This window comes from Gordonia sp. B8661-1, from assembly GCF_059427765.1.
This window is the reverse complement of sequence record NZ_JCAHRL010000009.1, coordinates 13,236-35,844: the sequence shown is the minus strand read 5'-3', so window position 1 is coordinate 35,844 and position 22,609 is coordinate 13,236. Positions and strand designations below refer to the sequence as shown.

Sequence of the window (22,609 nt, the reverse complement as noted above, 5' to 3'; positions counted from 1 at the left end):
ATAGGCGGATGGCCACCGATCCACGGATCGCCGCGGATCGTGCGGCGAGGAAACGGCAGCGAGCCGCCACCGACGACCTGCTCGTGGCGGAGATCGCCGCGGGGGAGCGGCGTCCGAACCGGGTGTGGCTGCTGCTGCCCCTCGCCGCGACGATCCTGCTGATCGTCGCCGTCATCGGTATCGTGCGCTGGGAACGCGCCGCCGACGACCCTTCCGACGAGGAATTCCGCACCGCCGCCGTGGCGCACGTGTCACTGCTGCTCAGTCCCGACTACCGGAACCCGGACCGTGTGCGGCGCATCCTGGCCGGAGCGACCGGCGGATTCCACGACGAGTTCGCCCAATCCGCCGACGCCTACACGACATTCGTCCGTTCACAGGGCACGATCGCCCGCGGAACCGTCGATGGCGCAGGAGTGTCGGCCCGGTCCGGGGAATCGGCGGCCGTGCTCGTCGCGGCCAGTGTCGAATTCCGGCGCGCCGCCGGGGAATCCGCCGCCTCGTCACCGGACGTCGGATACCGGAACTTCCGGTTGCGTGTCCTGGTCACCCCCGAGGACGGGCAGCTGAAACTCGCGGCGGTGCAGTACCTGCCATGAGAAATCCCGCACCCCGGGGTCTGCGCGCCCCGATCATTCCGGTTCGCACGGCGATCGTCGCGGCATCGATCGCCGTGGCGGTCGTCGCGATCCTGGCGACCTGTGGTGTCGTGTGGTGGCGGGCCGCCGACGAGCGCCGGGCGATCGACGAGGACCGCGAGGAGGTCCGGTCGATGGCGGGACGGATTGTCGCGCAGGTATTTTCCGTCGATCGCGAGTCCTGGCAGACGGATCGTGCGCGCGCTCGTGATCTGGTCGGCGGCGAATTCGCCTCCCGGAACGCCACATTGCTCAGCCGGCCGCCGGATGCCACGCTGCGCGCGGTGACATGGACGCCCGATGTCGTCGCGGTGGCAGGCGCCGACACCGGACACGTCGACACCCTGGTCCGGGCCACCGTCGTCACGACACCGATGTCAGGGGCTCCGGTGACCGAGAAGCGTTCGGTCACCGCACGTTTCGGACTCGTCGACGACCGGTGGAAACTCACCCGCCTGGAGGTGGTGGCGTGACCGGCCCTGATCTCGCCGCCGCGCGGAAGCAGGTCCACGAGACGACCCGCGCCGCCCGCGCCGCACGGATAGAGGCGGCCGAACCGCTGCGCGCCCGCGCACGCCGTCGCAGCCGGATCATGCGGTATGCACTCATCGCCGCCGTCGTCGGTGTCGCGGCACTCGTGGTCGTCGCGACCGTGGCAGGCCTGCGCGCGAGCGGGGCCGAGACGAAAGCGGACACCGACGCTGCGGTGCTGGACGCGGCGCGCGGGGCGATCACCACCATGCTGACCGCCGATCCGGCCCGCGCCGACGACTATGTGAGCACCGTTCTCGGTGTGACCACCGGTGCCCAGCACGACCGACTCGCCGCCGCGCGTGCAGCGCTCGCGGCGGAGATCGCTCGTGGCCCGCGGGGCACCGGACAGGTGCTCGCGGCGGGCCTCGTCGACGACCCTCCCGACGATCGGCAAGGAGCAAGGGCACGCGTGCTGGTCGTCGCGGAGGCCACCAACCCCGGACTCATCGGCGGTGATGCCGCCGACCGGCGGGTGACCGTGGACGTGACAATGGCGCGTGTCGAACAGGGTTGGCGCGTCGAACGGGCGGTGCTCGCATGATGGCGTCCCTGACTCGCCGGCAGCGCCGACTGTCGGTGCTCGCGCTGATCGTCGCGGTGATCGCGGGTGTGGTTGCGATCCTGGGATTCGCCGGAGCCCACCGTGATCGGCCGGTACCCGATGAGTCGGCGCGCCACGCTGTTCTCGCGGCCACCGAGGATGCCGTCAGCGCCGTGATGACCTTCGGTCCGGACATCGACGTCGCAGACCGGGACGACATCGCCGGACGTCTCACCGGCGACCTGCTGCTCCGGTACCGCAGCGAGGGTGCCGACGTGGTGCTGCCGACGGCGGAGGCGACAGGTGCGTCGATGTCGGTACAGATCGTGGGAGTCGGCCTGGATTCCTACGCCACCGATCAGGCCCAGGTCCTGGTCTTCGCCGACCAGACCCTCCGCATACCGGGACTCGCGAACAGCGGGGATTCCGACGGTCGTACCACTATCGCCCGTTGGGCCACTATGCGTAAGGTCGATGGGATGTGGCGACTGGCCGGACTCGACGTGGTCGGTGACGCGACCCGCTGACCGCGGGATCTCGAGACGAGGAACGAAGAACTCATGAGTGAGACGAATGCCGGCGTTGTGGTGGTGGGAGCGGGGCTGGGCGGTATCCGGGTCGCGGAGTCGTTGCGCGCCAACGATTACACCGGGCCGATCACACTGATCGGCGCCGAATCGCATCCGCCGTACGACCGGCCGCCGCTGTCCAAGTCGGTTCTCCTCGGCAAGGACGATCGAGTCGACCTGAAACCCGCCGAGTACTTCGGCGAGGCATCGATCACCCTGCGCGCCGGGCAACGCGTGACGGCCATCGATCCCGCCGCACACACGGTGACCGTCGAATGGGTCGACGAACCCGCGCGTACCGAGACCGTGGCATACGAGTCACTGGTTCTCGCAACGGGACTCACACCCCGGATGCTGCCCGGTACTGACGATGTCGCGGGTGTGCACGCACTGCGGACCATCGAGGACGCGGAGGCGCTGCGCGCCGAACTCGACGGCGCCTCGCGGGCCGTGGTGATCGGTGCGGGATTCATCGGCTGTGAGGTGGCGTCGAGCCTCAATCAGCGCGGGCTCGACGTGACGATCGTCGAACCCGCCCCCACCCCCTTGTCGGTGGCGCTCGGCGAGACCATCGGCGCGTTGGTGACCCGTCTGCATCGCGCGCACGGCGTCGAGGTGCGCACCGGTGTCGGGGTCGACGAGATCCTCACCGCCGACGGCGCGGTGCGGGGTGTACGTCTCACCGACGGCACCGAGATCGACGCCGACCTGGTGATCGTCGGCATCGGTTCGAGCCCCGTGGTCGACTACCTCGACGGCTCCGGAATCGAACTCGCACCGCGCGAGTCGGGCGGCGGAATCGCCTGCGACACACGTGGTGCCACGTCCGTGCCGGACGTCTACGCGCTCGGTGACGTGGCCAACTGGCAAACCGAGGACGGCGGCACCCAGCGCGTCGAGCACTGGACACACACGGTCGAACAGGCCACCGAGGTCGCCCACCGGATCGCGGCGAGCGATGCCATGATCCCGGCGACCGCACCCTACTTCTGGAGCGACCAATACGATCTGAAAATCCAGGTGCTCGGGCGGCCCCGTGCCACCGATGACGTGCATGTGGTCGACGACGACGGCCACAAGTTCCTCGCGTACTACAGCCGGGACGGCATCCTCACGGGCACCGTCGGAGCCGGGAAGGTCGGCGCGGTGATGAAGACCCGCGCGAAACTCCTCACTCCGACACCGGTTTCCGAGCTTCTCGGATAGCGGTGCGATGACGGGCGACGTGTCCGATGCCGCTCGGGTCGTCGTGGCACTCGACGAGCTCGCCGACCCCGATCGTGCGCTGAGCTCGGCCCGGTTCTTCAAGACCGGGCCGGGGGAGTACGGCGAAGGCGATCGCTTCATCGGCGTGACCGTCCCGCAGCAGCGGGCCGTCGCCACGCGCTTCCGTGGGATCTCCGCGTCGGCCATCGATGCACTGCTCGAGTCCGAGGTCCATGAACACCGGCTCACCGGTCTGCTGCTGCTCTCAGGTGAATTCGCGCGGGCCGATGCCGCCGCTCAGGAGATCTGGGTACGGCAGTACCGCACCGCGATCGATGACGGTCATGTCAACAACTGGGATCTCGTGGACGCATCGGCGGCCACCATTCTCGGTGAATGGCTGTGCGGCCGAGGCGATCACACGCCGTTGACCGAACTCGCCACGGATACCGAGCTCTGGCATCGCCGGGTCGGGATCGTCGCGACACATGCCTTCGTCCGTCGCGGTGATGCCGATCCGATCCTGGCGGTGCTGCCCATCGTTGTCGACGACCGCCGCGACCTGATTCAGAAGGCACTCGGCTGGATGCTGCGCGAGATGGGCAAACGGGTCGACCGGCAGGTGCTCCGCGACACGCTGGAGGTACATGCGGCGGCGATGGGCCGTACCACTCTGAGCTACGCGACCGAACACCTCACGAAGGACGAACGGGCACACTACCGTTCGCTGCGCTGATCTCGATACGGCCTCGGCCGGCGCCTCGGCCTACTCGATCAGCGGATGAGGTCGCTGGTCGAGTAGCAACGTGCGAGCGGAGCGAGCCCGATGTGTATCGGGACCACGCTGCTCAGCGCTTGCGCCACACCCGGACAGCGGCCCACACGAGCGGGATCTGCAGTGGGAGACGGGCCAGTGTGATGGCCTGCAGCCGTGCGGGTTTGTTGCGCCAGCGATAGGCCATGGTGACGTTCGCCGGGAAGACGGCGACGAACAGGGCCGCCGCGGCAGCCCCCGCAGGCCTCCGGGTGCGGGGCGCGAGAAGTGCTGCGCCGATGCCCAGTTCGGCCACACCGGACAGGTAGGTCGCGGTGCGCGGTGAGCCGGGCACGGCCTCGGGCACGATCGAGTCGAACGGCTTCGGTGCGACGAAGTGCAGGGTCCCCGCGGACAACAGCAATGCGGCCAGCCCGATCGCGAGTCGGTCGTCGCGGGAGGTGGGCAGGTGCATCGCGTGGGTCTCCTAGAACTCGATGTGCAGCTTGTCCGACGTCGGATGCGACTGGCAGCCGAGGATGTAACCGTCGGCGATGTCGTCCGGATCCAGTGCGCCGGAGTTGTCCATCTCCACCGTACCCTTGGTGAGAGTCGCTGCGCATGAACCGCATTCGCCCTCCTGGCAGGAATACGGCGCGTCGAGCCCGGCGGCCAGCATCACATCGATCAGCGAGCGCTTCCGCGGCCATTTCAGCGTGTGGGTCTCACCGTCGAGCTCGACCTCGACCGTGGCGGCCTCGGCCTCCTCGCTCTCGCTGACCTCCTCGAGTTCGACGTCGACGAACGGATCGCCGGAGAGCGAGTTGTAGACTTCGGTGTGCACATGGTCGTGCGGGAAGCCCGCGGCGGCAAGGCCTTTGTGCACCGCGTCCATGAACGGGCCGGGCCCGCACAGGTAGGCGGTGTGTCCCCGGTAGGGGCGGAACGCGGTGGCCAGGGTGTTCTCGCCGGGCAGTCCCTGCAGCGTCTCCAGCCAGTGGATCAGGGTCAGCCGGTCCGGGTGCGCGAGCTGCAGCTCACGCAGCTCGTCGCGGAAGATGATGTCGTCGACGCCGCGGTTGGCGTAGAAGAAGGTGACCCGGCGTGTGCCGGTGGCCAACGCGGACTTGAGGATCGACATCACCGGTGTCACACCGCTGCCCGCGGCGATCAGCAACAGTTCGGTGTCGAGTTCCTTGGGGGTGAACACCCCGGACGGCGGCAGCACCTCGACCTGCGTACCCGCGGCGAGGTTGTCGCACACCCAGTTCGAGCCGTATCCGTCCGCCGTGCGCTTCACGGTGACCTTGGGCAGATCGTCGGTGCCGGGCGCGGAGGCCAGCGAGTAGCAGCGGGCCACCGAACCGGTCTGGTCGCTGGGGATGCGCAGGGTGAGGAACTGGCCGGGCTTGTACTCGGTGAATGCCGCGCGATGTGACTCCGGAACCTCGAAGACCACGGACTTGGCGTCGGCCGTCTCGTCGATGACCTCGGCAACCGTCAGGATCACGCTGCGCGAACCATGCGGCGTCAATTCCGTCATCGACTCACCTCTCATCGGCATCCGGACCGGCCGGACCTGCACACATCAAGTAGAACTAGAACGCGTTCTAGTTCAGGATAACGCATCGTCGCCGGGGTGCGACAACGCGTCCACGCCCTGCGCCAGGGTACGGCTCCCGGCGACGATCAGGGTCTCGAGGTCCCGGTCGGGATCGTCGAGCCACTGCTCGTAGGCGGCGAGGGCGGTGCCCAGGCACAGCCAGGCGATGGTCTGCGGAAGATGGTGATTCTCCGGCAGACCCAGCCGGTGCGCGGCGAACTCGGCGATCACATGACGCCAATCGGCGTACATGAGCATCGAATGTGCCTGCAGTGCGGGCACACCGAGCAGCAGGGCCATGCGCCGGCGATGCGCCGCCATCTCGGCAGCTCCGACGGTATTGAAGGACACCAGCGCGCGCCGTAGTGCATCGCCGATCGGCAGGTCGTCGGGGATACCGGCCAGCAGAGCGCGCATGTCGTCGAGGTGGGTGTCGAAATCTCCCCACGGTATGGCGTTCTTCGACGGGTAGTACCGGAAGAGGGTGCGGCGGGCGATGCCGACGGCGTCGGCGACGTCGTCCACGCTCGTCTCGTCGAAGCCGCGTGCGGTGAACAACTCGATGGCGATCGCGCTGATCTGCGATCGGGAGGTGGCCGGACGCCGGCCCGCCACGCGGCGTGGGCGATCGGGAGCAGTGTGGATCTGCTGTTCGGACATTGGTCCCCGCTCCGTTGTCTCGCCCCCCGCACCTGTCCTTCCGGTCAGTTTTCGCGTCGGGGTGTTTTTTCTGCACTCAGTGCAACTATAGTATTCGGTGATCCACATCACTAATGAAATCGGAGGTTGGATCATGGCAGATCAGGCAGCCACGTCGCAGGACGAGCTCGTCGGCGAGTCCCTCGTCGAAGAGGTGTCGATCGACGGGATGTGCGGGGTCTACTGATGTCGACCCCGACATCGACAACGGCGACCGGCGGCCGCAGCGATGCGGTCGCCGGGAACCGGCCCGCACCCGGAATCGACTCGCCCGGATTTGACAGTTCCGGAGCCTGGACACTCAACCCGAAAGTGGCACTGCGCCCGGAGCCCTTCGGCGCGCTGCTGTACCACTTCGGTACCCGCAAGCTGTCGTTTCTGAAGAACCTGACCGTGGTCGGCATCGTCCGGTCACTGGCTGATCATCCGAGCGCCGACGCAGCCCTGTCGGCGGCCGGTATCGACGTCGACGAGTACCCGCTGTACTTTCAAGCCCTTCGCGCACTTGCGGATTCGGGAATGATCGTGCGACGGGCCGACCCAACGGAGGGACCTGCATGACCACCATCGAACGCCCGCGCGTCCAGCAGCCCCCGAAGGTCGGCAGGCTCGTCGACCAGTTCGAGAAGGGCCTCGACGCCCCGATCTGCCTGACCTGGGAACTGACCTACGCGTGCAACCTGGCGTGCGTGCACTGTCTGTCCAGCTCGGGCAAGCGGGACCCGCGCGAGCTGTCCACCGAGCAGTGCAAGGCCATCATCGACGAACTTCAGCGCATGCAGGTCTTCTACGTGAACATCGGCGGTGGCGAGCCGACCGTGCGCCCGGACTTCTGGGAGCTCGTCGACTACGCGACCAGCCATCAGGTGGGAGTCAAGTTCTCCACCAACGGTTTACGCATCGACAAGGAGGTCGCCGCTCGGCTGGCCGCCTCCGATTACGTCGACGTGCAGATCTCGCTCGACGGCGCGACCGCCGAGGTCAACGACGCCGTCCGGGGACCGGGTTCCTTCGACATGGCCGTGCGCGCGTTGGAGAACCTGTCCGAGGCGGGCTTCCGTGACGCCAAGATCAGCGTGGTGATGACCCGGCAGAACGTCGCCCAGCTCGACGAGTTCAAAGCCCTCGCCGATCGGTACAACGCGACCCTGCGCATCACCCGGTTGCGCCCCTCCGGCCGCGGCGCCGACGTCTGGGACGACCTGCACCCGTTGCCCGAGCAGCAGCGCGATCTGTACAACTGGCTTGTCGCACACGGTGATCGGGTGCTCACCGGCGATTCGTTCTTCCACCTGTCGGCCTTCGCCGGCGAGGGTGGCGGCGCGCTGCCGGGGCTCAACCTGTGCGGTGCGGGCCGTGTGGTCTGCCTGATCGATCCGGTCGGCGACGTCTACGCGTGCCCGTTCGCGATCCACGAGAACTTCCTGGCCGGCAACATCACCACCGACGGTGGATTCCAGGAGATCTGGCAGCGGTCGGACCTGTTCACCGAATTGCGTGAACCCCAGAACGCCGGGGCGTGCACGAAGTGCAATCACTTCGACGCGTGCCGCGGTGGGTGCATGGCGGCGAAGTTCTTCACCGGACTCCCGCTCGCCGGACCCGACCCCGAATGCGTGCAGGGGTACGGCGAAGAGCTGCTGGCCGGTGAACGCACCAAACCGACTGCGAACAAGGATCATTCGCGCGGCACCCCGCTCACACTGATGACCCGGCGGCCCGACGGTGACCTGACACCGGTCGGCGCACCGCCGTCGAAGAGCTGCGACGAGAATCCGCTCGCCGGCTTCACTCCGTAGCCGCACCGGCACGCGACGCCGGGTGGTCGCCCGGGCGTCGCGTGCCGTCCTTTTATCCGATATCTACACAGGCAGGAAGACAATGGAGAACCCCTGGGCCAGAAATCCCTGGTTCGAGACCGTGCACGAGGCGCAGCGCCGCGCGAAGAAGCGACTGCCGAAGTCGGTGTACTCGTCGCTCGTCGCGGGCACGCAGGCCGGTATCACCCTCGACGACAACGTCAAGGCGTTCTCCGAGCTCGGTTTCGCACCGCACGTCGTCGGCGCCCAGGCCGACCGCGACATGACCACCACGGTGATGGGACAGGAATTGTCCTTCCCGGTGATGATCTCGCCGACCGGCGTGCAGGCCGTCGACCCCGACGGCGAGGTCGCGGTCGCCCGCGCCGCCGCCGCCCGCGGGACCGCAATGGGACTGTCCAGCTTCGCATCCCACCCGATCGAAGAGGTCACCGCGGTCAACGACAAGATCTTCTTCCAGATCTACTGGCTGGGCAGCCGCGACGAGATCCTCGCCCGCGCCATGCGCGCCAAGGAGGCGGGCGCCACCGGTCTGATCGTCACCACCGACTGGGTGTTCAACGTCGGCCGTGACTGGGGCAGCCCGGAGATCCCGGAGAAGGTCGACTTCCGCGCACTCCTGCGGCTCGCTCCCGAGATCGCGACCAAACCGCGCTACGCGCTGGACTGGATCCGCGACGGCAAGATCATCATCCCGGATCTGACCGCCCCCAACGTCTCCCACGGCAAGGGGCAGCCGGGGCCGACGTTCTTCGCCGCCTACGGCGAATGGATGAACACCCCGCCGCCCACCTGGGACGACCTCAAGTGGCTGCGCGAGCAGTGGGGCGGACCGTTCATGGTCAAGGGCGTCACCCGACTCGACGACGCCCGCCGTGCCGTCGACATCGGCGCCACCGCACTCTCGGTGTCCAATCACGGCGGCAACAACCTCGACGGCACACCCGCGACGATCCGCCTGCTCGGCCCGATCGCGCAGGAGGTGGGCGATCAGATCGAGGTGCTGCTCGACGGCGGTATCCGCCGGGGCAGCGATGTCGCGAAGGCCCTCGCGCTGGGGGCCCGCGCCGTGATGATCGGCCGCGCGTACCTCTGGGGCCTCGCTGCCAACGGGCAGGCCGGTGTGGAGAACGTGCTCGATCTGCTCCGCATGGGGCTCGACGGTGTGGTGATGGGCTTGGGACACAAGAGTGTTCACGAGCTGAATCCCGAGGATCTGATCATGCCGGAGGACTTCGAGCGCCGGTACCCGTAGGCGGTCGGCCCACAGAAATCTCACGAGAGCGGGCCACCGACCGGATAATCCGGTCGGTGGCCCGCTCTCGTCGAATTTCTGTGAGCATTCGCGCCTGACGCCGTGGTGTGAGCGGTGATCTCGATACGCGCGCTCGCTCCGCTCGCGGGCTACTCGATCAGCGGAGGAGTCGCGCGTTCGCGGGTTACTCGATCCGGGGAGCGATCAGCGGAGGAGTCGCGTTCGTGGCCTACTCGATCGGCGACATGCGTGAATTAGAACGTGTTACAGTTTTCTGACACTGTTCGGATCAGAGATAGGGAAGCGGCGGATGGGTCAGTTCGACGGCAAGGTCGTCTACATCACCGGTATCGCACGAGGGCAGGGGCGCAACCATGCCGTGCGCTTCGCCCGCGAGGGTGCCTCGATCATCGGCCTCGACATCGCGTCACGCGTCGCCGAGCACACCACGTATCCGCCTGCGACAGCGGACGATCTGGCCGAGACGGTCCGCCTCGTGGAGGCCGAGGGCGGAAAGATCCTCGCCCGTGAGGGTGACATCCGCGACCTGGCCTTCCAGGAGCAGCTCGTTGCCGACGGGGTCGCTCAGTTCGGTCGCCTCGACATCGTCGTCGCCAATGCGGGCATCCTTACCTGGGCGCCGCTCTGGGAGATGACCGAGGAGCAGTTCACCGACGTCGTCGACGTGAACCTGGTCGGCACCTGGAAGACGTTGCGCGCCACCGTTCCCGCGATACTGGAGGCCGGCAATGGCGGCTCCATCACGGTGATCAGCTCGGTGGCCGGTCTCAAGGCGATGCCGCTGCAGGCCTCCTACGCCGCGTCCAAATACGGACTGCGGGGGCTGGCACAGACCGCCGCGAAGGAATTGGGCCAGCATCGCATCCGCGTCAACACGATCCACCCGTACGCGGTCGACACCCCGATGGGCGTGGCCGACACCGAGGCCTTCAAGGCATTCGAGACGGGCTGGGCGGCAAGGCATTTCCCGTCACTGCTGGATTATCACCCGGTCGCCTCGGTCGACGAGATCACCGACTCGGTGCTGTATCTGTCGTCGGATTCGGCGAAGGGCATCACCGGCGCCGAATTCCAGATCGACATGGGCCACTCCAAGGTCTAGCGGCGACGAGAACGGGCCCCGATCACCGGTGATCGGGGCCCGTTCTCGTAGGAGTGGCTCAGTCGGTCCAGACGGTGGACGGATCGGTGGCGGTACGCGCCGGACCCTCGGGGGTTTCCGGCGAGGTGCGGGAGAATCGCGGCGCCACCTGGGCCTGCATGACGCCGTCGATCTCGACGAGATTGGACCGCGCGGCCATATGTGCGTCGGCCGGCGCCTCACCGAAGGACAGCACCGGCGTCGTGCAGGCGTCGGTGCCCTCGAAGACCTTCGCCCATTCGTCACGGGTGCGTGACTTGAAGGTCGTGGTGAAGACCTCCTTGAGCTTCGGCCAGTTGGGAATGTCGTTCTGATCCGGCAGGCCCGCGTCGGTCAGTTCCAGACCCTTGAGCAATTCGGCGTAGAACTGCGGCTCGATGGCGCCGACGGCCATGAACTTGCCGTCGGAGGTCTCGTAGACCTCGTAATACGGTGCACCGGTGTCGAGCAGGTTGACGCCCCGCTCGTCCCGCCAGAGGCCGGTGCCGAGGAACGCCCACATCATCTGTCCCAGAACGGAAGCACCGTCGACCATGGCGGCGTCGACGACTTGTCCCTTGCCGGACGTCTGACGCTCCAGCAGGGCGGCGAGAACACCCATCACGAGGAACATGGAACCGCCGCCGAAGTCGCCCGCCAGGTTCAGCGGCGGAACGGGCCGGTCGTCGGCGCGGCCCACGGCGTGCAGCATGCCGGTCAGCGAGATGTAGTTGATGTCGTGGCCGGCGAGCTCGGCGCGCGGGCCGTCCTGGCCCCAGCCGGTCATCCGTCCGTAGACCAGTCCGGGGTTCACCGCGGCCAGGTCGTCGGGGCCGAATCCGAGGCGCTCCATCACGCCGGGCCGGAATCCCTCGAGTACGACATCAGCCTTGCCGACCAGACCCAGAATGGTCTCGCGGTCGGCGGGGTCCTTCAGATTGGCCTCGACGACGCGACGGCCGCGGAGCAGGGCGTCGGCGTTGCGGCCCTCGTGCGGCAGCGTGCCGGGTCGCTGAACCCGGATCACGTCGGCGCCGAGGTCGGCGAGCAGCATCGCGGCGTGGGGGCCGGGGCCGATGCCCGCGAACTCCACCACGCGGATTGCGCTGAGGGGTCCCTGCTTTCCGCTGTTGTGTGCGGCGGTTGACGTCATGTGGTCCTCCCGATCCGTACCCGCTCGATTGTGTCGGGTATCACCCAAGGTGTGATCCAGCATCGCATAGCCGATCGATCGCTCGGAAGGCTGGGTTGCGCTGGGCGTCGGCATACGAACGTCGGCCCGAAAGAATTCAGTTGCGAGAAAACACGTCTTCCCGGTTACCAGGCACCGGCGGCATGGCTAGAGTTGGTCAGATGACACGTCGGGCGATCCTGGGCTGCACACGGTGGCCCGAACTGTCCGGACGATCGGTCACCCTCCTCGTTCCTCTCGGCGCCACCGAGCAGCACGGGCCACACCTGCCCGTGGACACCGATACGCGTATCGCGTCGGTCGTCGCGGAACGGGCGGCCGACCGGCTCGCCGCCGAGGTGTCCGGGGACGACCTGATCCTTGCGGCCCCCGCGCTCAACTACGGCGCCAGCGGAGAGCATGAGGGATTTCCGGGCACGGTGTCGCTCGGCCACGAGGCCTTGCATCTGCTCCTTCTCGAGTACGGTCGCAGTGCCTGCCGATGGGCGGACCGCATCGTGTTCGTCAACGGTCACGGCGGCAACGCCCGTTCATTGGTCACCGCGGTACAGCGGCTGCGCTACGAGGCCCGCGAGGTGAGTTGGTACCCGTGCGCCATCGAGGGTGCCGATGCGCATGCGGGTTTCACGGAAACCTCTGTGCTGCTGGATATCTCGCCGGACGATGTCTTCCTCGACCTCGCCGAGGCGGGGAACACCGCACCCGTGTCCACCCTGCTGCCGCTGATGCGTGAGGGCGGCGTGGCGGCGGTCAGTGCCAACGGGGTGCTCGGTGATCCGGCGGGCGCGACGTCCCTGCGCGGCGCGGCCCACGTCGACGATCTCGTCGACGGCTTGATGAACGCGGTCCGAGCGTGGTCGGTGGGTGAGATGGGGCGGGTCGGATGACAGTCGTCGATCGCCCGCCGCAGTCGGGCGCCCCGGTGCGGACCGCGCTGCCGGATGGCTTCCAGGTGCAGATCGACATGCGATGTGCCCGCAACCGGGACCTGCGCTATCTGGTCGGTGGGTCGCCCACCCGGATGCTCCGCATCTCCGACGCCGCGCTCGGCATGATGTCCGTCGACGGACGGATCGAGGTGTGCGACAACGCAACCCGAATGCTTGCTCGTCGCCTGCTCGATTCCGGGCTGGCGAATCCGCGTCCCATGTTCGGTCCCGGCATCGCCGATGTCACGGTCGTCATTCCGGTCCGCGGCAACCAGTCCGGCGTCGACCGGCTGTTGCGGGTGCTCGCGGATACGTCGGTGATCGTCGTCGACGACGGGTCACCGGAACCGATCCGGGTGCCCGAGACGAGCACCGTGCGACTCATCCGCTTCGAGGAGAATCGGGGACCGTCGGCCGCGCGCAACGCCGGGGCCGAGGCCGCGAACACCGGCTTCGTCGCGTTCCTTGATTCCGATGTGGTGCCGCCCGCGGATTGGCTGACCATTCTGCTCGCGCACTTCTCCGATCCTGCGGTGGCGATCGTCGCCCCACGCATCGTGGGCCTCAGCCGCAACGACCACGAGGCCCGGCTCGCCGAGCGCTACGAGAACGGCTACTCCTCACTCGACATGGGACCGGACGAGTGCGCGGTGGTGCCCGGTAGCCGCGTCCCCTATGTGCCAAGTGCGGCGATGGTGGTGCGGCGCAGCTGTTTTCAGGGGTTCGACGAGTCGCTGCGCGTCGCCGAGGACGTCGACCTGTGCTGGCGGACCCACAAGGCCGGATGGCGGGTGCGGTACGACCCGATCGCCGAGGTCGCCCACGATCACCGGACCGACATGCGGTCGGTGCTGGATCGTCGCCGGTACTACGGCACCGGTGCGTCCTTCCTCGCGGACCGGCACGAGGGCTTTGCCGCGCCGGTGGTGATGTCGGTGCCGATGGCCATCGCCGTCATCGCGCTGCTGACCCGGACGAAGACCGGTGCCGCGCTCGCGCTGGGGATCGCCGCGGTCACCGGAATGAGGCTGCGTCGCCGTCTGGGCGAATTGCCGGGTGCGCCGGTGGTGGCGACTCAGATGACGGGCCGCGCGGTGGGATTCGGTGTACTGCAGGCCGCCGGTGCCGTCTGTCGGCACTATTGGCCGCTGGCCATGCTGTTGACCCTGGTCTCTCCGCGATTCCGGCGTCTGGCAATCGAATTGGCGATCGGCGAGGGACTGGTGTCCTGGATTCGGCATCAGCTGGCCGAACCCGCGAGCCGACCGCCGATGGGGCCGCTCGCCTACACGCTGTTCCGTCGCCTCGACGACCTCGCCTATGGTGCGGGGCTCTGGCAGGGGGCACTGCTGAACCGCGACCTCGGCGCTCTGCGCCCGGTGCTCACCAAGTAGTGATGGCGTCCTCGCCGCCGCGTTCGGCCGACGTGGTCGTCGTCGGTGCGGGCAGCGCGGGCTGTGTTCTTGCCGAACGCCTTTCGCGGGACCCCGATCGCCAGGTGTGTCTTCTGGAGCGCGGGCCGTCCCGGTGGCCGACGGAACGAGAGCGGGCGCTGCACCGATTGCCCATCGGCACCGGATCGGTGTGGGCGACGGCATATCCGGAGGACACCGGCCTGGCGGTGGTCCGAGGCAACGCGTTCGGCGGGTCGTCGGCGGTGAACGGCGGGTACTTCCTCCGCTGGCATCCCGAAGACTTCGACGGCTGGCCGGCATCCTGGACACTCGGCGACATCGGCGACGCCTATCGGGAACTCGACGGATCCGGCGGCACCATGAATGTATCCGCCTTCGCCGACGACGAGCTGGCGCCGGTGACCGCCGCATTCGAGAGCTATTGGGCGCAACGGTATCCGGCGCGTGTACCGGAGGACCCGTGGCCGATCGTCGGTCTCAACCGTGTCCGATCGAACCGGATCGACGGTCTGCGTATGACCTCCGCCGAGGCGTACCTGCGGCCTGCGCTGGAGCGGCCGAACCTGCACGTCCTCGGTGAGCGCGAGGTCTCCTCGCTGGCCGTCACCGGACGCCGTGTCACCGGGGTGCGGGTGGGATCGTCGATCATCGAGGCCGGCGAGGTGATCCTGTGCGCGGGCACCCTGGGCACGGCGTCGGTCCTGCTCCGGTCGGGTCTCGAACCACTCGTCGGGCGCGTTCTGCCGATCTGGGAGGACCGCGAGGTGCTGGTGGGCTACCGGGCAACGGCGGATCATCATGTCGCCGGGGCGCTGCTCCAATCGGTGGTGCATACTCCGGATGCGCTCGAATTCCGTTGTTACAGCGGCGATATGGCCGGATATGTCGATGGTCTGCCATCGTCGGGGCCGGTGATCGGGGTGGCCGCGATGCGGCCCGGCGCCGGTGGCGAGGTGCGCCTGCGCGACGGACGGCCGCAGGTCCTGCTCGGACAACTCGATGCCGCGGACGCGTTGCGGCTCGAGACCGGTGCCGCAGCGGTCACCACGATGCTCCGGTCCCCGGAGCTCGCCGGGTTCGTCGAGCCGGGCTCGGTGTCGGTGGATGCGGTGGTGCGCAATTCCCAGCACGCGTGGGGGAGCATGCCGATGGGTGTCCGCACCGACGATCTCGGGCTCGTCGACGGCATGACCGGTCTGCGCATCGTCGATGGGTCGATCCTGCCCACCGCGGGCCGCAGTGGTCCGCACGCGACCATCATGATGGTCGCGTGCCGCATCGGGGATCGTCTCATCGGGGCGCCGCCGAACTGAGACGCCGGAGTCACGCATCGGGCATGATGCCGCGGGCGGACGTAGGGTGGCGACATGGCATCACTTGACGACCCCGAGGTTCGCGCCTTCCTGTCCGAGGGCACCCGCACCGGCCATCTGGGCTATGTGGCCCGTGACGGTCGTCCGCTGGTGGCGCCGATCTGGTTCGTGCTGGACGGCTCGCGGATCGCCTTCAACACCGGTGCGGATACCGCCAAAGCCGCTGCCATGGCGCGTGACCCGCGGATCGTCCTGACCGTGGACATGCCCGAGCCGCCGTACGGCTTCGTGCAGGTACAGGGTCGTGCGGAGACCAGCGAGGACCTCGACGAGGTCCGACGGATCGCGACGATGTGCGGGGAGCGGTACATGGGCGCCGATCGTGCCGAGGAGTTCGGCAAACGCAACGGCGTGCCGGGCGAACTCGTCGTGTGGCTCGAGCCGACACGGGTGATCGCCGCTCTCAACGTGTCCGACTGATCCCCGACGCGGTGCAGGCGCCCGCCCCGCCGGGTGTGGCACGGATCTCGTTAGCGAACCAAACATGGGATGTTAGGTTCTTTTCATGCCCGACCTGATCGCACCGCCGCCCCGCACCAGTGAACTGGTGGTCGCCCGCATGCACGAGTTCATCGACGACGGGCGATGGCCGGTGGGTGAGCGGATTCCGCCGGAACCGGAGCTGGTGGAGCTGTTCGGGGTGGGGCGCAACACGATTCGTGAGGCGGTGCGTGCGCTCGAACATCAGGGGCTGCTCGTGCCGCGTCGCGGTGACGGTACCTATGTCCGGAGCCGCAACGTGCTGACCGGTGCTCTGACGCGCTGTGCCGAGCGGAGCGAGGTGCTCGACCTCATCGAGGTGCGACGCGCACTGGAGACGGAGGCGGCGGCCGCGGCCGCGGTGCGCGCCACCGCCGAGGATAGGGTGCGTCTGCGCGACGACCTGGACGCTGCCGAGGCGGCTCTGTCGGCGGGGGATGTCGACGCTTATGCGCGGCGCGACATCACTTTTCATCGTTCCCTCGTCGAGACGTCCGGCAACCGACTGCTGATCGATCTCTACGACGCGCTGGCCGTGGTGATGGATCGATCCCATGCCCCGCTCGTCGAGACGATGATGGCCGTCGGCGTACATCCGAGCGGTCACGCCGACGTCGTCGCCGCCATCGAGGACGGTGATCCGGCGGCGGCGCGGGCGGCGGTGCTGTCCTATCTCGAGGTCGCGCGGGAGTCGGTTCGATGAGCCGGGTCGAAACCGCGCCGCGTGGCGCGGCCGCGGTGATCGCCGCGGTCGGCATCATGCTGGTGGCGGCCAATCTGCGTCCACCGGTGGTGTCCGTGGCCCCGGTGGTCGACGACATCATGCACGACCTCGGATTCTCCAGTGCCGCAGCAGGTCTGCTCACCACGCTGCCGGTGCTGTGCTTCGGGTTGAGCGCGCCGTTCGCCCCGCGTCTCGCCGCACGGTTCGGTATCGAACGAACGATCTTCGGCGCACTGGTCCTGCTGCTCGTGGGGATCGGTTTGCGACTGGCGCCCAGCGTCGGTCTGCTGTTCGCCGGGTCCGCGGTGGTGGGCATCGCGATCGGCATCTGCAACGTGGTGCTGCCGGCCTTGATCAAACGGGACTTCGCGCACCGCTCCGGCCTGATGACGGGCCTGTACTCGATGACCCTGTCCGGCGGTGCGGCTGTCGCCTCGGCGCTCACGGTGCCGATCGATAAGTCGCTCGACGGCAACTGGCGGATGACCTTGGCGACCTGGGGCACGCTCGTCGTGCTCGCCCTCGTCGTGTGGGTGCCGCAGCTGCGCCAGATCCACCGGGTGGCCGTCGCGGATCCGTCACCGTCGTTGTGGCGCAACCGGATTGCGTGGGCGATCACCGTCTATATGGGCGCGCAGTCCATGATCTTCTACACGTTCTCGGCGTGGCTCCCGCAGTACCTGCAGGATCATGGTCGTTCGGATACGCAGGCGGGATTGTTGCTCGCGCTGGGCCAGACCTGTGCGCTGATCGCCTCGCTGGTGGCACCGATCATCGCCGCCCGGTTCGCCGATCAGCGTGGAATCTCGCTGCTCATGATCGCGATCTGCGCCATCGGATTCGTGGGCCTGGTGACCACGGATACGCTGACCCCGCTGTGGATCGTGGCCGTCATGCTCGGGCCCGGCGCGGAATCAGTCTCGCGCTGCTGTTCATGGTCGAGCGAAGTCCGTCGACGCTGGTCACCGGGCAGGTGTCCGGGATGGCGCAGGCCGTGGGTTATGGCGTGGCGGCTCTGGGGCCGATCGCGATCGGCGCACTGCACGACGCCAGTGGTTCCTGGCGTCTGGCCATGGCGGTGCTCGGTCTTGCGCTTGTCCCGCAGGCGATCTCGACGCTGCTGGCGGCGAAGAACGTCACCATCCGGGTGTGATCATCAGCTGGGCGTGACCCAGGTGGTGATGTCGCAGTGCACGACCTCGGTGCCGGTCTTGTCCGTGATCCGGATGGACACGACGACTTCGGTGCCCTCGGTGATCGAATCGAAGTCGATCGGCTCGGCGAGTTCGGCCTCGGCGGTCAGGCCGGTCGTGGCCTTGGTGAGGTACTGGGTGTGCATCGCCTTGGGAATCCAGCGATGGGTCGTCGGTGTGGTGGCCTCCATGAGCATGCCCATGGCGGCCTCCGCCAGGTTGCAGGCCGCGATCGCGTGGAAGGTGCCGATGTGATTGTGGACGCCGAACCACTTGGGGGCGCTCACGCGGCAGTAGCCGGGCCGCATCTCGTTGATGACCGGCAGGATCGTCCCGAAGTAGGGGACCCGCGCCACCATGCCGAGGGAGAAGAGGACGTGGCCGAGTGGATTGTCGGGCAGTCGTTTGCGCAGTGCGTAGGTGGCCGTCGTCGACGGTCGGTGCTCGCTCATGTCGGCTATCTTACTACTCGGTAAGGTCGGGTCGTGCGCATGGCCTGTTTGCCCGAATTGCCTGTCGGGAGGCGCTGCGTAAGCAAGTATGTGCGCATGGAAGCAGCTGGTCGCGATGTGCGGACGCCGAAGTCATCGGACAAGGGTGAGAAGGGATTCCGGATCACGCCGATCTGGTACCGGGCGGCCGTCCCCCTGATCGTCGGTGCGATCATCTACGTCCTGCCCGTGCCCGACGGGGTGGACCCGAACGGCATGCACATGCTGGGCATCTTCGTGGCGACGATCCTCGGGCTGATCCTCCAGCCCCTGCCCACCGGCTCGGTCGCCCTCATCGGTCTCGCGATCGCGATGGTCACCACGACGATGACGCCGGAGGTCGCCCTCGCCGGATTCTCCAACCGCACCATCTGGCTCATCGTGGCGGCGTTCTTCATCGCGCAGGGCTTCATCGTGACCGGCCTGGGGCGTCGTATCGCTCTGCTGTTCGTCCGTGCCATCGGCCGGTCGAGCCTCGGGCTGGCCTACGGCACGGCGGTCACCGACCTGATCCTCGCGCCGGCCACGCCCTCCAACACCGCCCGCGCCGGTGGTGTCGTCTATCCGATTATCAGATCGCTTGCGGCGCTGGAGGACTCCACACCGGGCTCGGATGAGTCGAGACGCCGGCTCGGGTCGTACCTGCTGATGACGGCCTTGCAGGTGAACGTGGTGACGTCGGCGATGTTCATCACGGCGATGGCGGGCAATCCGCTCGCGCAGGAGGCGGCTCGGCACCAAGGGGTCGAGATCAGCTGGGCGAGATGGGCTCTCGCCGGTCTCGTACCGGGACTGGTGAGTCTGATCGTCGTGCCGTGGGTGATGCAGAAGGTGTATCCGCCGACGCTGAGGAAGACACCCGACGCACCGCGGCTGGCGCGCACCCAACTCACCGAGCTCGGTCGGATGTCCGTGCACGAATGGATCCTCGGCGCGACCTTCGTGCTCCTGCTCGTGCTGTGGTGCCTGTCCGATCAGCTGAACATGGACGCGACCGTCACCGCGTTCGTCGGCGTCGGCATTCTGCTCGCCACCGGCGTGCTCACCTGGAAGAACCTCGTATCCGACGAAAGTGCTTGGCAGACATTGGTGTTCTTCGGCGTGCTGGTGGCGATGGCCGACGAACTGCGCAAGCTGCACGTGATCGACTGGATCGGGGAGAAGGTGTCGACGAGCGTCGATACGCTGCCCTGGGTTGCGGCCTTCGCGATCCTCACCCTCGTCTACTTCTACGTCCACTACCTCTTCGCATCGAATACGGCGCAGATCGTCGCCATGTACGCGGTGTTCCTCGGGGCCGCGATCACCACCGGGGCTCCGCCCCTGTTCGCGGCACTGGCCTTCGGGTTCATCGGCAACCTCTTCGGGGCGCTGACGCACTATTCGTCGGGGCCCGCGGGCGTCATGTACGGGTCGGGCTACATCAGGACATCCGAATGGTTCCGGGTGGGCTTCATCATGTCCATCGTTCTCGTCGTCATCTGGACGGTCGTCGGTGGTGCGTGGATGAAGCTGATCGGGATCTGGTGAGGCGGGCCGTCCTCAGATCATGTTGTTCCGGGTCAGCCACCGCATCACCGGCCAGCCGATGATCACCGGCAGCCAGCAGGTCAGTACGCGGTAGAGCAGGACCGCGGGCACGGCCACCGCGGCGGGGACGCCGAAAGCGGCGAGACCGCCGATGAGTGCGGCCTCCACCGCGCCCACACCACCGGGCGTCGGCGCGGCCGACGCGAGGGTACCGCCGATCATCGTCACCACGACCACCGAGATGAACGAGACATCGCCGCCGAAGGCGTTGACGCTCGACCACAGGGCCAGTGCGCCACCGAGAGTGGTGGTGGCACAACCCAATGCGATCAATGCGAGTCGCTGGGGTTCGCGGGCCACATCCAGCAGGGCCTGTGCGACCTCCGCGAGTTTGGGGCGCAGGGCCGAACCGAGCCACCGTCGCAGCCGGGGCACCAGCAGCGCGATACCGATGGCGCCCAGCACCACACCGGCCACGAAGTACAGCACCGCCGCATCCGGCACGAAGCGCGACAGGTCGGTCGATGCGCCCGCGAGGGTACTGAACAGGATGAGGAGCAGGATGTGATCGAGCACCTGCACCGTCTGTTGCAGCGCGACCGCGGTCGTCGCCCGAACCGTGCTCAGACCGGCCTTCTGCAGGAAACGTGTACTTAGCGCGAGGCCGCCGACGCCGGCGGGCGTGGTGGTCGCCGCGAAGGTGTTGGCGAACTGCATGATCGTGAGATGTCGCAGCGAGACGGCCCGATCCGAGGCGGCCCAGAGGGCGCCGGCGGCACCGACGTACTTCAGGGCGGACACCGCCAGTCCCAGTGCCGCCCACCACCAGTCCATCGACCGCAGCTCGCTGAAAAAGGTCGGCACGGTGCTGATGAACGGATACGCCACGTACACGAGGGCGACGAGCAGGAACAGCTGGATGAGCTGGTTGCGGCTGAACCGGGTGATCGACGCGGCGGGGATGTCGCCTGCCCCGGTCTGCACCTTCACCTCGTTTCGCGCCGCGGTGAAGACCGCCTTCGCATCGCCCAGTGATTCCCGGATACGCCGCGGTACCGCGCTCGTGGTGAGGCGGCGGGACGCGGTCAGCACGACATCGGCGCCGACCACCTCGATGGCGGCGCGTACGGCGTCGGGGGCGCCGTACAGGTGTGTGGTGGTGGCCAGCAGGGTGGCGACATCGGCCTGCAGCTGATTGTCGGTGGCGCCGTACTCGGCATAGCCGAAGCCGCCGAAGCGAATCGCGCCGGCGAGCCTTCCGCTCTGGTCGACGGTGATCTCCGAGGCCCGCAGATCTCCGTGGCTGATCGTGTGAGAGTGCAAGGCGGCCAGCGCGTTCCAGACATGCCGGACCGGCGTCGTCTCCGCGCATTCGGCGATGTCCGTTCCCCGGGTGGGGGTACGTGCATACATCGTCCAGCCGCGGTCCAGGGCGGCGAGATCCACGGTCTCGCTGTTGGCCAGGTGGAAATTGCCGACGGCGATCGACATCAGCGCCCGGTGTTCGACGGCCCGGTGCGTCGACATGTACATCGGCGCGGTCTCCGACGTGCGTAGCCGGATCTTGCGCCAGAACTGGATCAGCGCACCGCCGCTGCGCTGGTGGGGGCCGTACAGGTCGATGATCGCTCGCGCACGATCCGGCCCGTCGGAGTCATCCGCGGCGGTGTCCAGGAGGTCGGCGGTCAGGACGAGGGGACCCGGTCCGGCCGGCCGGAGGACCTGCAGTGCGGTTACCGTGAGGCCCCGGCGCTGCAGTGCGCGCACCGCGCCCTCGAGGGGCACGACCATGGCGGGTGTGCCGACGATCCAGACGACGAGCGAGCCGACGAACCAGCCCGTGGCAAGGCCCAGCAATGCGCGCGCCGGCACCACGGCACTGACCACCAGGTGGATCGGCACGAACGCCAGCAGCAGGAACCAGAACCAGCGTCGCCAGCGCGCGGGCAGCCAGGGGCCGGACACCGTGAGCACCGCGGCGAGCATCGCGATCCAGCGCGGATCGTCGAGGAACTGGGAGAGGACCGAACTCAGGCGCTCGCCCAGATCGAAATGCCATCGGGGCGCGGCGATACCGTTCTGCGAGATCGACAAGGCCAGGGCGCTGATGGCGGCCGCGGCGGCGTAGGCCCACAGCAGTCGCCACTGCCGGGCCGCCAGCAGCCCGAGCAGCACGGCGAACGGCAAGGCCAGCAGGGCGATTCCGTAGACCAGATAGACGATGTCGGCCTGGGTGGGGGTGAGGACGCCGACGATGTCGGAGATGGATTGTTCGAGTGCCACCCAGTTGCCGCGGGTGATCAGCGAACTCACGATCACGATGGTCAACGCGATGGTCGCGGCCACCAACCGCAGAATGTCACTCGTCCGGCGTGTCAACGGTTGCAGCATGCTGCCGGAGACGGTGATCTCCCGATCGTCGACTTGCATGTGTTCCGGAGTCTTTCGGCAGGGGGTGATGCGGCACCCCGGCCGAAGCCGATCATGCCGTAGTCACACCTTAGTCGGGAGCGTGCCCGAAC

General features: G+C 67.8%; 23 protein-coding genes and 1 pseudogene. 18 read left to right on the top strand and 6 right to left on the bottom strand.

Going from position 1 to position 22,609, the window contains the following annotated elements; translation table 11 throughout:
• Window positions 1–8: 8 nt before the first annotated feature.
• From AC4JJG_RS17420 to AC4JJG_RS17395, 6 genes are read left to right on the top strand one after another with little or no spacing between them, the layout of a single operon-like run.
• Entirely contained in the window at window positions 9–599 is a 591-nt protein-coding gene (locus AC4JJG_RS17420) for an Rv1363c family protein (RefSeq protein WP_495401728.1), read from the top strand.
• On the top strand, window positions 596–1,111 hold the full coding sequence (locus AC4JJG_RS17415; protein ID WP_495401727.1) for a hypothetical protein: 516 nt from the start codon (window positions 596–598) through the stop codon (window positions 1,109–1,111). The genes AC4JJG_RS17420 and AC4JJG_RS17415 overlap by 4 nt, the downstream gene beginning before the upstream one ends.
• The gene (locus tag AC4JJG_RS17410; protein ID WP_495401726.1) at window positions 1,108–1,713 is read left to right on the top strand and encodes a hypothetical protein; all 606 of its coding nucleotides are present in this window, start codon (window positions 1,108–1,110) and stop codon (window positions 1,711–1,713) included. The genes AC4JJG_RS17415 and AC4JJG_RS17410 overlap by 4 nt, the downstream gene beginning before the upstream one ends.
• Complete coding sequence (locus AC4JJG_RS17405; protein WP_495405796.1) at window positions 1,710–2,240, top strand: hypothetical protein; 531 nt, start codon at window positions 1,710–1,712, stop codon at window positions 2,238–2,240. The genes AC4JJG_RS17410 and AC4JJG_RS17405 overlap by 4 nt, the downstream gene beginning before the upstream one ends.
• Before the next feature lie 33 nt (window positions 2,241–2,273).
• The gene (locus AC4JJG_RS17400) at window positions 2,274–3,488 is read left to right on the top strand and encodes an NAD(P)/FAD-dependent oxidoreductase (RefSeq protein ID WP_495401724.1); all 1,215 of its coding nucleotides are present in this window, start codon (window positions 2,274–2,276) and stop codon (window positions 3,486–3,488) included.
• Between the two features lie 7 nt (window positions 3,489–3,495).
• A complete protein-coding gene (locus tag AC4JJG_RS17395) occupies window positions 3,496–4,224 on the top strand; it encodes a DNA alkylation repair protein (RefSeq protein ID WP_495401723.1) in 729 nt (242 codons plus the stop codon).
• 112 nt (window positions 4,225–4,336) lie between these two features.
• Here the strand turns inward: AC4JJG_RS17395 and AC4JJG_RS17390 are convergent, their stop codons facing one another.
• From AC4JJG_RS17390 to mftR, 3 genes are all read right to left on the bottom strand, one after another.
• Window positions 4,337–4,717 carry a DoxX family protein gene (locus tag AC4JJG_RS17390; protein ID WP_495401722.1) on the bottom strand — a complete coding sequence of 127 codons (381 nt, stop codon included), beginning with the start codon at window positions 4,715–4,717 and terminating at the stop codon, window positions 4,337–4,339.
• A 12-nt stretch (window positions 4,718–4,729) separates the two neighbouring features.
• On the bottom strand, window positions 4,730–5,785 hold the full coding sequence (locus tag AC4JJG_RS17385) for a 2Fe-2S iron-sulfur cluster-binding protein (protein ID WP_495401721.1): 1,056 nt from the start codon (window positions 5,783–5,785) through the stop codon (window positions 4,730–4,732).
• A gap of 72 nt (window positions 5,786–5,857) precedes the next feature.
• A complete protein-coding gene (mftR, locus tag AC4JJG_RS17380; protein WP_495401720.1) occupies window positions 5,858–6,505 on the bottom strand; it encodes a mycofactocin system transcriptional regulator MftR in 648 nt (215 codons plus the stop codon).
• A 133-nt stretch (window positions 6,506–6,638) separates the two neighbouring features.
• On the opposite strand from mftR, the gene mftA reads away from it, so the two are divergent.
• From mftA to AC4JJG_RS17355, 5 genes are all read left to right on the top strand, one after another.
• The gene (gene mftA / locus AC4JJG_RS17375) at window positions 6,639–6,731 is read left to right on the top strand and encodes a mycofactocin precursor MftA (RefSeq protein WP_495401719.1); all 93 of its coding nucleotides are present in this window, start codon (window positions 6,639–6,641) and stop codon (window positions 6,729–6,731) included.
• On the top strand, window positions 6,731–7,105 hold the full coding sequence (gene mftB, locus AC4JJG_RS17370; protein ID WP_495401718.1) for a mycofactocin biosynthesis chaperone MftB: 375 nt from the start codon (window positions 6,731–6,733) through the stop codon (window positions 7,103–7,105). Before mftA ends, mftB begins: the two co-directional genes overlap by 1 nt.
• Window positions 7,102–8,343 carry a mycofactocin radical SAM maturase gene (mftC, locus tag AC4JJG_RS17365; protein WP_495401717.1) on the top strand — a complete coding sequence of 414 codons (1,242 nt, stop codon included), beginning with the start codon at window positions 7,102–7,104 and terminating at the stop codon, window positions 8,341–8,343. Before mftB ends, mftC begins: the two co-directional genes overlap by 4 nt.
• Before the next feature lie 82 nt (window positions 8,344–8,425).
• On the top strand, window positions 8,426–9,619 hold the full coding sequence (gene mftD / locus AC4JJG_RS17360; RefSeq protein WP_495401716.1) for a pre-mycofactocin synthase MftD: 1,194 nt from the start codon (window positions 8,426–8,428) through the stop codon (window positions 9,617–9,619).
• Between the two features lie 310 nt (window positions 9,620–9,929).
• Window positions 9,930–10,742: a mycofactocin-coupled SDR family oxidoreductase gene (locus tag AC4JJG_RS17355; protein ID WP_495401715.1), complete on the top strand. Its 813-nt coding sequence runs from the start codon at window positions 9,930–9,932 to the stop codon at window positions 10,740–10,742.
• A gap of 58 nt (window positions 10,743–10,800) precedes the next feature.
• Here the strand turns inward: AC4JJG_RS17355 and AC4JJG_RS17350 are convergent, their stop codons facing one another.
• Window positions 10,801–11,913 (bottom strand): CaiB/BaiF CoA transferase family protein, encoded by a 1,113-nt coding sequence (locus AC4JJG_RS17350; RefSeq protein ID WP_495401714.1) that lies wholly within the window; start codon window positions 11,911–11,913, stop codon window positions 10,801–10,803.
• Window positions 11,914–12,113: 200 nt separating this feature from the next.
• Here AC4JJG_RS17350 and mftE point away from each other — a divergent pair, with 200 nt between their 5' ends.
• From mftE to AC4JJG_RS17320, 6 genes and pseudogenes are all read left to right on the top strand, one after another.
• Window positions 12,114–12,839, top strand: coding sequence for a mycofactocin biosynthesis peptidyl-dipeptidase MftE (gene mftE / locus AC4JJG_RS17345; protein WP_495401713.1), 726 nt, complete (start codon window positions 12,114–12,116; stop codon window positions 12,837–12,839).
• Window positions 12,836–14,275, top strand: coding sequence for a mycofactocin biosynthesis glycosyltransferase MftF (gene mftF / locus AC4JJG_RS17340; RefSeq protein WP_495401712.1), 1,440 nt, complete (start codon window positions 12,836–12,838; stop codon window positions 14,273–14,275). Before mftE ends, mftF begins: the two co-directional genes overlap by 4 nt.
• A 2-nt stretch (window positions 14,276–14,277) precedes the next feature.
• Window positions 14,278–15,609: a mycofactocin system GMC family oxidoreductase MftG gene (mftG, locus tag AC4JJG_RS17335; protein WP_495401711.1), complete on the top strand. Its 1,332-nt coding sequence runs from the start codon at window positions 14,278–14,280 to the stop codon at window positions 15,607–15,609.
• A 54-nt stretch (window positions 15,610–15,663) separates the two neighbouring features.
• Window positions 15,664–16,089, top strand: a complete 426-nt coding sequence (locus AC4JJG_RS17330) for a PPOX class F420-dependent oxidoreductase (protein WP_495401710.1) — start codon at window positions 15,664–15,666, stop codon at window positions 16,087–16,089.
• Between the two features lie 85 nt (window positions 16,090–16,174).
• On the top strand, window positions 16,175–16,852 hold the full coding sequence (locus AC4JJG_RS17325; protein WP_495401709.1) for a FadR/GntR family transcriptional regulator: 678 nt from the start codon (window positions 16,175–16,177) through the stop codon (window positions 16,850–16,852).
• A pseudogene (locus AC4JJG_RS17320) lies at window positions 16,849–18,026 on the top strand (CynX/NimT family MFS transporter). The gene AC4JJG_RS17325 and the pseudogene AC4JJG_RS17320 overlap by 4 nt, the downstream one beginning before the upstream one ends.
• Window positions 18,027–18,029: 3 nt before the next feature.
• Here AC4JJG_RS17320 and AC4JJG_RS17315 read toward each other — a convergent pair.
• Window positions 18,030–18,518 carry a hotdog fold domain-containing protein gene (locus tag AC4JJG_RS17315; protein ID WP_495401708.1) on the bottom strand — a complete coding sequence of 163 codons (489 nt, stop codon included), beginning with the start codon at window positions 18,516–18,518 and terminating at the stop codon, window positions 18,030–18,032.
• Between the two features lie 96 nt (window positions 18,519–18,614).
• On the opposite strand from AC4JJG_RS17315, the gene AC4JJG_RS17310 reads away from it, so the two are divergent.
• Window positions 18,615–20,087 (top strand): anion permease, encoded by a 1,473-nt coding sequence (locus AC4JJG_RS17310; RefSeq protein ID WP_495401707.1) that lies wholly within the window; start codon window positions 18,615–18,617, stop codon window positions 20,085–20,087.
• A 12-nt stretch (window positions 20,088–20,099) separates the two neighbouring features.
• Here AC4JJG_RS17310 and AC4JJG_RS17305 read toward each other — a convergent pair whose 3' ends face one another.
• A complete protein-coding gene (locus tag AC4JJG_RS17305; protein ID WP_495401706.1) occupies window positions 20,100–22,517 on the bottom strand; it encodes a lysylphosphatidylglycerol synthase domain-containing protein in 2,418 nt (805 codons plus the stop codon).
• Between the last annotated feature and the right edge of the window lie 92 nt (window positions 22,518–22,609).

Excerpts from the sequence above, each read along its gene's own strand:
- AC4JJG_RS17390 (WP_495401722.1), bottom strand. The coding sequence starts at position 4,717 with ATGCACCTGCCCACCTCCCGCGACGACCGACTCGCGATCGGGCTGGCC.
- AC4JJG_RS17350 (WP_495401714.1), bottom strand. The coding sequence starts at position 11,913 with ATGACGTCAACCGCCGCACACAACAGCGGAAAGCAGGGACCCCTCAGC.
- AC4JJG_RS17395 (WP_495401723.1), top strand. The coding sequence starts at position 3,496 with ATGACGGGCGACGTGTCCGATGCCGCTCGGGTCGTCGTGGCACTCGAC.
- mftR (WP_495401720.1), bottom strand. The coding sequence starts at position 6,505 with ATGTCCGAACAGCAGATCCACACTGCTCCCGATCGCCCACGCCGCGTG.
- AC4JJG_RS17420 (WP_495401728.1), top strand. The coding sequence starts at position 9 with ATGGCCACCGATCCACGGATCGCCGCGGATCGTGCGGCGAGGAAACGG.
- mftD (WP_495401716.1), top strand. The coding sequence starts at position 8,426 with ATGGAGAACCCCTGGGCCAGAAATCCCTGGTTCGAGACCGTGCACGAG.
- mftB (WP_495401718.1), top strand. The coding sequence starts at position 6,731 with ATGTCGACCCCGACATCGACAACGGCGACCGGCGGCCGCAGCGATGCG.
- AC4JJG_RS17305 (WP_495401706.1), bottom strand. The coding sequence starts at position 22,517 with ATGCAAGTCGACGATCGGGAGATCACCGTCTCCGGCAGCATGCTGCAA.
- mftF (WP_495401712.1), top strand. The coding sequence starts at position 12,836 with ATGACAGTCGTCGATCGCCCGCCGCAGTCGGGCGCCCCGGTGCGGACC.
- AC4JJG_RS17355 (WP_495401715.1), top strand. The coding sequence starts at position 9,930 with ATGGGTCAGTTCGACGGCAAGGTCGTCTACATCACCGGTATCGCACGA.
- AC4JJG_RS17310 (WP_495401707.1), top strand. The coding sequence starts at position 18,615 with ATGGAAGCAGCTGGTCGCGATGTGCGGACGCCGAAGTCATCGGACAAG.
- AC4JJG_RS17400 (WP_495401724.1), top strand. The coding sequence starts at position 2,274 with ATGAGTGAGACGAATGCCGGCGTTGTGGTGGTGGGAGCGGGGCTGGGC.
- mftC (WP_495401717.1), top strand. The coding sequence starts at position 7,102 with ATGACCACCATCGAACGCCCGCGCGTCCAGCAGCCCCCGAAGGTCGGC.
- AC4JJG_RS17405 (WP_495405796.1), top strand. The coding sequence starts at position 1,710 with ATGATGGCGTCCCTGACTCGCCGGCAGCGCCGACTGTCGGTGCTCGCG.
- AC4JJG_RS17315 (WP_495401708.1), bottom strand. The coding sequence starts at position 18,518 with ATGAGCGAGCACCGACCGTCGACGACGGCCACCTACGCACTGCGCAAA.
- AC4JJG_RS17325 (WP_495401709.1), top strand. The coding sequence starts at position 16,175 with ATGCCCGACCTGATCGCACCGCCGCCCCGCACCAGTGAACTGGTGGTC.
- AC4JJG_RS17330 (WP_495401710.1), top strand. The coding sequence starts at position 15,664 with ATGGCATCACTTGACGACCCCGAGGTTCGCGCCTTCCTGTCCGAGGGC.
- AC4JJG_RS17415 (WP_495401727.1), top strand. The coding sequence starts at position 596 with ATGAGAAATCCCGCACCCCGGGGTCTGCGCGCCCCGATCATTCCGGTT.
- AC4JJG_RS17385 (WP_495401721.1), bottom strand. The coding sequence starts at position 5,785 with ATGACGGAATTGACGCCGCATGGTTCGCGCAGCGTGATCCTGACGGTT.
- mftE (WP_495401713.1), top strand. The coding sequence starts at position 12,114 with ATGACACGTCGGGCGATCCTGGGCTGCACACGGTGGCCCGAACTGTCC.
- mftG (WP_495401711.1), top strand. The coding sequence starts at position 14,278 with ATGGCGTCCTCGCCGCCGCGTTCGGCCGACGTGGTCGTCGTCGGTGCG.
- mftA (WP_495401719.1), top strand. The coding sequence starts at position 6,639 with ATGGCAGATCAGGCAGCCACGTCGCAGGACGAGCTCGTCGGCGAGTCC.